This window comes from Actinosynnema sp. NPDC023658 (genome assembly GCF_040639995.1).
GTDB lineage: Bacteria > Actinomycetota > Actinomycetes > Mycobacteriales > Pseudonocardiaceae > Actinosynnema.
This window is the reverse complement of the sequence record NZ_JBFAAX010000161.1, coordinates 1-7,769: the sequence shown is the minus strand read 5'-3', so window position 1 is coordinate 7,769 and position 7,769 is coordinate 1. Positions and strand designations below refer to the sequence as shown.

Here is a 7,769-nt window from a genome sequence, read left to right as displayed (position 1 = left end):
CGTTGACCGGCGAGTGGGTGGCCATGCCGGCGCACCGGCAGACCCGCACGTACAAGCCGCCCGCCGACCTGTGCCCGCTGTGCCCGTCGAGGCGCGAAGTCCTCCGGTCGTGGGCGGGGACCGCTGCCCTCGGGTGCGCGCCGGGGCGCGTCCGGTGCGAGTCCTTCGGGCCGCTGACGAGGTCCGCTGCCGTCCGGGAGCCTCCCGGGCGCGAGGTCTTCGGGGTGCCGGCGCGGTCCGCTGCCATCCGGGAGCCGTCGACCCGGCGGGGTGCCGGGGAGGTCGGGGCGGGCGCGGCGGCCGGTGCCGTCGGCGGACCGCCGGGGCGGCGCGGCCGGGTCCTGGGGTGCGCGGGGCCCGTCCACGCCCTCCGGACGGGGGCGGCCGGCGGCCGGGATGCGCCTGCTCGGCTCACCGGCCACCTCACCGGGACCGGGGAGGGGCGGGCGCGGGGCGGCGGGCGCGGGGCGCCTCGGGTCGACCTCGTCGGGTCGACCGGCGTACCCGTTCGCGGGACGGCCGGGGTGCGCCGGGCCGGGCTCTTCGGGACGGCGGCGGGCGCCGGTGTCCTCCGGCGCGGGGCGCGGAGTCCTGGTGCCGGTGCCCTCGCCCGTCGGGGCGAAGAAGTCGTTCGGCGCGGGAGGCGGGGCGGGACGTCGGCCCGCCACCGGCGGTGGGCCGGTCGTCGGCCTCGGCCGGGTGCCGGTGTCCTCGGGGGCGTGCTCCGGCGGGGCCTGGTAGTCCGGTGGGGCCTGCCTGCGCGGCGGTTCCGGGGCGGCACGGCGGCCGGTGGCCTCGGGGTTGTGCCTGCCGTTCGGGGGCGGCGGCACGGGTCTGCGCGGCGGCTCCGGCTCGGGCGCGGCACGCCTGCCGGTGTCCGACGGACCGGGTGGGACCGGGCGGGGGATGTTCGAGCGGCTGTGCTGCTCGAGCAGGTCGGACACGCTCAACCCGCCACTGTCCAGCGACCTGCGGCGACGGCCGGTCGGCTGGTCGTCCTGCGGGGCCTGGTCACCTCCGGGTCCGGGGCCGCCACGGCGGGGCTCGTCGGGCACCCGGTCTCCCTTCAGCTTCGGTCATTAGTCGGTCGTCATCACGAGTTGACGACGGCAAGGACACATTGGTTGCACCAACGGCGTGTCACTTGCCTTGGCGATACTACGGATGACGGCCAGTCCTGACGACCACTCCCGGTGATACAGGGGTCGGCAGTACTCGGTTGCGCGCAGCAGACTACGTCCGAAAGGGTGAGTTGCCCTCCGGTCTCAGTAACCGGCGACCCGCGATTCCGCTATGCCACGTCGCCCGGAAGCGGCCCCCGCGAGGCGGACGCGTCCGTTCTCCCGGTAGGCGACCGCGTTGCGTCCTGACTGCTTGGCCGTGTAGAGCAGGCTGTCGGCGCGCAGGAGTTGCTGCTCCGGAGCGACCGGCGACCGCGTCGACGGACCCGCGGCCGGTGGCTCGTGGGCCAACCCGATGCTGACGGTCACTCGCAAACCGGGCGCGAGCGAAGCCCAGGCGTGACGCTCGACACGCATCCGGGCCGCTTCGGCGATCTCGACCGCCGGCCCCGGCTCCACGCCGGGCAGCACGAGGACGAACTCCTCGCCGCCGTAGCGGGCGCAGAACGCGCCCTCCGGCAGCTCCTCCTGCAACAGCTCGACCACGCGCTGCAACACCCGGTCGCCCAACAGGTGCCCGAACGTGTCGTTCACCTGCTTGAACCAGTCCAGGTCGATCAACGCGATCGCCAGGCCGGACGCCGTGGAACCGCGCTGGGCGACCATGTCGAGCAGTCGCTCGTCCAGGTAGCGGCGGTTGTAGCTGTCGGTGAGGCTGTCCCGCAGGCTCTGCTCCCGGGCCTCGGCGTGCTCGCGGCGCAGCCGGTCGACCTCGCGCCGCAGCTGCTCCGGTACGTGCGGCGGGTCGTCCTGGTCCGCGTAGACCAGGTCGAACGCCGACCTCAGGTGCTGGTAGGCCTGCCGCCACTGGCCCCTGGAGGCGAGCAGCGCGGCGATCGACTCGTGCAGCTGCACCAGGCCGGTGCCCTCGCTGTCGGACGCGGGCATACCCCCTCCGGGCTGGCCGTCGCTGTCGGACTCGGCGACCTCGGGTCGCAGTGCGGTCATCGCGCTCACCTCCCTACTTGCCAAGGTGTCGTCTGATACGAGGCGACGCTTGAGCTAGCAGGACGCGTCATAGAGGGATTTCCCTCGACTGGTTGACCGTGCACTGCTCCGAACTAGTGACATTCGGTGATCAATCGGCCTCAAAGCTTGCTGAGCGTGGTCAAGCGGCTCGGGGATGCCTCAATTGACGCACGGGGCGAAGCCGTAGGCCTTGCCGTTGAGCAGGACGACGTGCTGCGACCCGATCTGGCTGCCGATCTCGGAGCCCTCCTGCATGACGGTCACCGTGACGGCGACGACCAGCACGACACCGCGCGGGTGCCGGTCCTGGCCGGGCGGCGCCCACGCCGGGTCCAGGCGCAGCGTCGACATCGTGGGCTGCACCTGGACCGTGCCCGCGGGCAGCTCGCACTTGTCGTCGCGGAAGTCGGGGTGCTGGGTCTGGCCGAGCAGGTCGTGCTGCTCGGACACGCCCTCCCCGCCCGCCTCGTTGAGGTCCGCGAAGTACCCGGTCACCAGCTCGCGCTCCACGTCGGTGACCTGGAGGGGGTGGGCGGTGCCCGTGACCGACGACGCGCAGCCGGTCAGCAGGAGGGCGCACGCCGCCGCCGTCGCCGCGACGCGCACCGCCACGTCAGCCACCCGAGTGCATCTCGTCGGCGCCCGCGGGCACGGTGGCGTCCTCCGGGTCGTCCAGCCAGCCCTCGGGCAGCACGACCTTGCCGGGCGAGCCCTGCCGGCCGCGCGGCTCGTCGGCGTTGTCCGGGAACTCCAGCGTCGGGTCGAGCCTGCCGACCAGGTCGTCCAGCTCGGTGAGGGTGGACACCATGGCGAGGCTGCGCCGCAGTTCCGCGCCGACCGGGAAGCCCTTCAGGTACCAGGCCATGTGCTTGCGCAGGTCGCGCAGCCCCTTGTCCTCACCGAGGAAGTCCGCGAGCAGCACGCTGTGGCGGCGCAGGATGGCCGCGACCTGACCCAGCCTCGGCCCCGGCGGGATCGGCTCGCCGCGGAACGCCGCCTGCAGCTCCCCGAACAGCCACGGCCTGCCCAGGCAGCCGCGTCCGACGACGACGCCGTCGCAGCCGGTCCGGGCCACCATGTCGAGGGCGTCGCGGGCGCTGAAGATGTCGCCGTTGCCGAGCACCGGGATGCCGGTCACGGCCTCCTTCAGCCGGGCGATGGCCGACCAGTCGGCCTGGCCGGAGTAGCGCTGGGCCGCGGTGCGGGCGTGCAGCGCGACCGCCTGCGCGCCCTCGTCCTCGGCGATGCGGCCCGCGTCCAGGTAGGTGAGGTGGTCGTCGTCGATGCCGATGCGGAACTTGACCGTCACCGGCACCCCGGCGGGCTCGGCGGCGCGCACCGCGGCCCGCACGATCTGCCGGAACAGCTGCCGCTTGTACGGCAGGGCCGCCCCGCCGCCCTTGCGCGTCACCTTGGGCACCGGGCAGCCGAAGTTCATGTCGATGTGGTCGGCCCGGTCCTCGTCGACGATGATCTTCGCGGCTTCGGACATCGACTTCGGGTCGACGCCGTAGAGCTGCATCGACCGTGGGCTCTCGCCCTCCCCGAAGGTGATCATCTGCATGGTCTTGGCGTCGCGCTCGACGATCGCGCGCGCCGTGATCATCTCGCAGACGTAGAGCGAGGTGGGGCTGCCGAACTCGCGGCAGAGCTGCCGGAAGGCCACGTTGGTGATGCCCGCCATCGGTGCGAGCACGACGGCGGGATCGACCGGGTACCGGCCGATCTTCAGGGGCTTGGTGGCGTGCAGGGCGGTGGACATCGCCCTCCATTGTCGCCCAGCCCCGCTAGTGGTGGGTGCCACACCAGCGAAGAGGGCGGACCTGCACGGTCGTTCCCCGCTCCCGCCCCCGACCTCACCCCGCCTGGGGCGCGACCTCCTCCCTTCCCTCCGTTCCTCCCCGGTGTCAGAACGGCACGGTGAGGCAACCGAGGCGGGCACCCGCGGTACCGGCGTGACCGGGCTCGGTGTGCGTGTGCTCCTCGTGCAGCACCACCGACCCCGGGCGCCGTTCGTCGAACTGCCAGCCGACCCGCGCCACCGCCTCCCCGCGCCCGTTCGCGTCGGTGGTGAAGTCGAGCCAGATCTCGTTGCGCGGGTTGGCGAACGCGGGATCCGTCGCACCGCCCTGCACGTGCTGGTAGTGAGGCCCGGCGTCACCCGGCGCCGGCCCGCACGGGTTCACGTGCGCGTGCGCGCCGTAGTCGCGGTTGGGCAGCAGACCACTGGTCCGCAACATCACGACGGTGCCACCGCCGAGGGGCCCGGCCACCACCTCCGCCCGCGCCCCCGCGGGCACGCGCGCGTCGTAGCTGGTCAGCTCCCCTGAGGCGGTCGTGAACGAGGCCACAAGGGCAAGTGCCACAGCGAAGTACATGCCCACTGCTTATCCGCCACCCCCCACCCCCCGCCACCGCCATCACCCATTCCGGTGGCACCCGCGCCGCCGGTCGGCAATGCGAAGACGATGGTGGGCCGCCAGGGACTCGAACCCTGAACCCGAAGGTTGTGGATCTTCCCCGCTTGTCGTCTGTCGACACCTTTCAGCACCCACCACTACCTGCAAGATTTCCAAACGTGAACCACCACTGTGGATCGAACGACGTGGTCCTCTGTCGTCGTTAGTCGGGGGTAGCCGGGGGAGTTGATCTTGCTGCCGAAAGCTGCCCGCCATCGTCCGCGATGCTCGCTCACCGACCGCTCGTGACACTATCTGTCAAGATCCTTGCGCAGGATCGATGGTCTAGAGCGACGAACGGCCTGTGGCCTGCCAATTCTCCACTACAGCAGACAGTGGCGATGCACTCTGTTCCGTGCATGTTCCGTGGGCAAGCCTGTGGGCAGGTCGATGCCGTCAAGGCGTTGAGCTGTCCGCAGGTGCGGCAGCCGAGCGCCGTGCCCACCCTGGCAAGTCGACCCCGCTGGCGCTCGTCCGGGGTCCGGGTCTGCTCAGGTTGATCTCGTTGTGTTGTGTTCCGCAATTGTGCGGGGTGCCAGCAAGGTTGATCGGGTAGGGCTGCGTGTGGCGTAGCGGTGACCGGTAGTTGGGCGATAAGGGTAGGTATGGAGATCGAGTTGGCTGACGCGGTGGCGTCGTTGCGTGATGAGTTGCTGACAGCTGTCGCGTATGGGCGGGGTCAGGAGATCGGCTTTGTGGTGGGGCCGATCGAGTTGGAGTTCGGGGTGGAGTTGAAGGCGGACGCCAAGGCCAAGGGTGGGTTCAAGGCGTGGGTGGTGGCGGCTGAGGTGGAGACCGGGGTGGGTCGGGTGGCGACGCATCGGGTGCGGGTGTCGTTGACGCCGAAGGCACAGGACGGCGAGGACTTGCTGGTCAGCGGTTCTGGGTCGCGCCCGTCCGGGCCGGGTGACGTGTCCGGTTACATCGAGCCCTGATCGGTCCGGTTGTCGCGTGTAAGGGGTGGTTGTGGACCGGAACCGTGTGGTGGGGGTGACGTCGGCAGGTGGGCCAGGGTCGGGGTACGTGGTCGCTCCGCGGTTGGTGTTGACCTCGGCTCACGTCGTCGGATCGTCGGGTGCGGTGGTGGAGGTGTTCCGGCCGGGGCACGCGGGGGTGTTCGCGGGCTCGGTGGTGTGGTGTGGGACGGCGGGCGGGCGTGATGACGCCGCGCTGGTGCGGGTCGATTCGCCGTCGTGGGTCGAGCCGCGGGGGAAGCCGGTGGTGTGGGGTCGGGTGGTCACCGAGCGGCCTGGTCTGCGGTGCGAGACGCGCGGGGTGCCGGAGCGGGCGCAGAGAAAGGGCATGCCGGTCGATCTGGCGCATGTGTCGGGGTCGTTGAACCCGGGTGACCTGCCCGTGTCGAATCGGCATGTGATGGCGGTGGAGGGGCATCGGCCGGATGCTGGCGGTGGTTCGCCGTGGGGTGGTTTGTCCGGGGCGGCGTTGTTCAGCGGTGATCTGTTGATCGGTGTGGTGATGGCCGATGAGGCGGACAGCGGGCACATGCGGTTGACGGCCGTACCGGCGTACGTGCTGCACCACGACGAGGGTTTTCGGGCGGCTTTGACCGAACACGGTGGCGGGTCGTCGGGGTTGGTGCCGGTGGAGTTCGTCGGGTTGTCGGAGGTCGGGGTGCCGACGCCTGCGGTGTTGCCGTCGCCTGCCTGGTTGTTGCATCCGCAGTTGGAGGTGGTGCCATTCCGCGGCCGGGACGAGGTGCTTGCCGGGTTGCAGGAGTGGGCGGCTGTCGAGGGGTTCGGGGCGTGTCTGGTGCATGGTCCGGGCGGGCAGGGCAAGACCCGGTTGGCGCGCCAGTTGAGTCGGGAGCTGGGTGCGCGGTGGGCGGTGGTGTGGCTGTCCGCGCACTGCGCGGAAGCTGATCTGGCGATGGTGGCGGATGCGGCGGTGCCGACGCTGTTGGTCGTGGACTACGCCGAGACCCGCACCGCCCAGTTGGAGGCGTTGTTACGGGTGGCGGCGGGTCATGGTGGCGGGGTGCCGTTGAAGGTGTTGTTGCTGGCGCGTACGGCCGGTGAGTGGTGGGACCGGTTGCGCACCGTGTCGACGGTGGCGTCGATGCTATTGGACGGGTCACCGGTGATCGGGTTGGCGCCGCTGGAACCGGAGGTAGAAGGTCGGGAGGAGGCCTACGGGGAGGCTGTTCGCGGCTTCCGGGCGGCGTTGCCGAGGGTGCGGGGTCTGCAAGGACGATCTTGGCCGGATCTGGGGGCGGGTTACGCCGGGCGGGATCTGTCCGGTGCAGGGTTGCAGGGGGCGTTGACGCTGCACATGACGGCCCTGGCCGACCTCCTCGACGTCGACACGGAGATCGGTGACGGTCCGGTGGCTTCTACGGGCGAGGTCGAGGATCGCTTGTTGGAGCATGAGCAGCGGTATTGGGATAGCGCTGCCGATCACTGGGGAACACGTCTGGACCTGACGCGGTCGACCTTACGTGACGCCATGGCGGCGGCGGTCCTGGTCGGCGCGGACGACCGAGACCAGGCCGATGCGTTGCTGTGTCGGGTAGCCGGATTGGCCGACCAGCCTCGGGACCGGCGGGATGCGGTGGTCGAGTGGATCGCGGGTTTGTACCCCCCGGCAGGTGGGGTGCCGTTCGGTGTTCCCCAGCCAGACCGGCTGGCCGAGCGGTTCGTCGGCCGGAACCTCCACCAGCGTGCCGACCTGGCCGACCGTCTGGCGTCGGGAGTCTCTGTGGAGCAGGCGGAGCGGCTGTTGACGGTGTATTGCCGCGCCGCCAGCCATGCGGTATTCGACGGCGTGTTAGACGACCAGTTGACCGCACTTTGCGTGCGCCACGCTCGGACGCTTGGTGAGGCTGCGATTCAGGTCGCCACCCAGGTCGAGTACCCGGAGCCGCTGGTGGCGGGATTGACGCAAATCGGCGACGCGCCCGGCACCGACCTCGATTTCTTGATTGCCCTGCATGACCGCCTTCCTCGGTTCAGCCATCGCCTGGCCGAATGGGCAGCACGACTCGGTGAACGCATAGTCCAAGCACATCGCCAACAAGTTCTGAGTGACCCGGACGCCTTTCTCCCCGGCCTCGCTATGAGCCTCAACAACCAGGCCATCCGCCTGGCGGAGTTGGGGCAGCGGGAAGACGCACTCACTACCATCACCGAAGCCGTACAGGCCT

Annotated in this window: 6 protein-coding genes and 1 pseudogene; 2 read left to right on the top strand and 5 right to left on the bottom strand. The window is 70.7% G+C overall.

What is annotated here, in order from left to right:
• The 5 genes and pseudogenes from AB0G02_RS18525 to AB0G02_RS18505 all read right to left on the bottom strand — a co-directional run.
• A pseudogene (locus AB0G02_RS18525) lies at positions 1-1,055 on the bottom strand (hypothetical protein); the annotation flags it as partial.
• A gap of 210 nt (positions 1,056-1,265) precedes the next feature.
• Positions 1,266-2,069: a GGDEF domain-containing protein gene (locus tag AB0G02_RS18520; protein WP_360795622.1), complete on the bottom strand. Its 804-nt coding sequence runs from the start codon at positions 2,067-2,069 to the stop codon at positions 1,266-1,268.
• Positions 2,070-2,309: 240 nt separating this feature from the next.
• Positions 2,310-2,771, bottom strand: coding sequence for a hypothetical protein (locus tag AB0G02_RS18515; protein ID WP_360795610.1), 462 nt, complete (start codon positions 2,769-2,771; stop codon positions 2,310-2,312).
• Positions 2,764-3,912 (bottom strand): tRNA dihydrouridine synthase DusB, encoded by a 1,149-nt coding sequence (gene dusB, locus AB0G02_RS18510; RefSeq protein WP_360795607.1) that lies wholly within the window; start codon positions 3,910-3,912, stop codon positions 2,764-2,766. The genes AB0G02_RS18515 and dusB overlap by 8 nt, the downstream gene beginning before the upstream one ends.
• A gap of 145 nt (positions 3,913-4,057) precedes the next feature.
• Positions 4,058-4,528: a superoxide dismutase gene (locus tag AB0G02_RS18505; protein ID WP_360795604.1), complete on the bottom strand. Its 471-nt coding sequence runs from the start codon at positions 4,526-4,528 to the stop codon at positions 4,058-4,060.
• Between the two features lie 686 nt (positions 4,529-5,214).
• On the opposite strand from AB0G02_RS18505, the gene AB0G02_RS18500 reads away from it, so the two are divergent.
• Both AB0G02_RS18500 and AB0G02_RS18495 read left to right on the top strand, forming a co-directional pair.
• Entirely contained in the window at positions 5,215-5,544 is a 330-nt protein-coding gene (locus tag AB0G02_RS18500; RefSeq protein WP_360795601.1) for a trypco2 family protein, read from the top strand.
• A gap of 145 nt (positions 5,545-5,689) precedes the next feature.
• Positions 5,690-7,769 (top strand): AAA family ATPase (locus AB0G02_RS18495; protein WP_360795598.1); only part of this gene is annotated, 2,080 nt, incomplete at its 3' end.

Bases quoted from the DNA above. Each gene is read 5' to 3' on its own strand.
- AB0G02_RS18520 (WP_360795622.1), bottom strand. From the start codon at position 2,069: ATGCCCGCGTCCGACAGCGAGGGCACCGGCCTGGTGCAGCTGCACGAG.
- dusB (WP_360795607.1), bottom strand. From the start codon at position 3,912: ATGTCCACCGCCCTGCACGCCACCAAGCCCCTGAAGATCGGCCGGTAC.
- AB0G02_RS18505 (WP_360795604.1), bottom strand. From the start codon at position 4,528: ATGTACTTCGCTGTGGCACTTGCCCTTGTGGCCTCGTTCACGACCGCC.
- AB0G02_RS18500 (WP_360795601.1), top strand. From the start codon at position 5,215: ATGGAGATCGAGTTGGCTGACGCGGTGGCGTCGTTGCGTGATGAGTTG.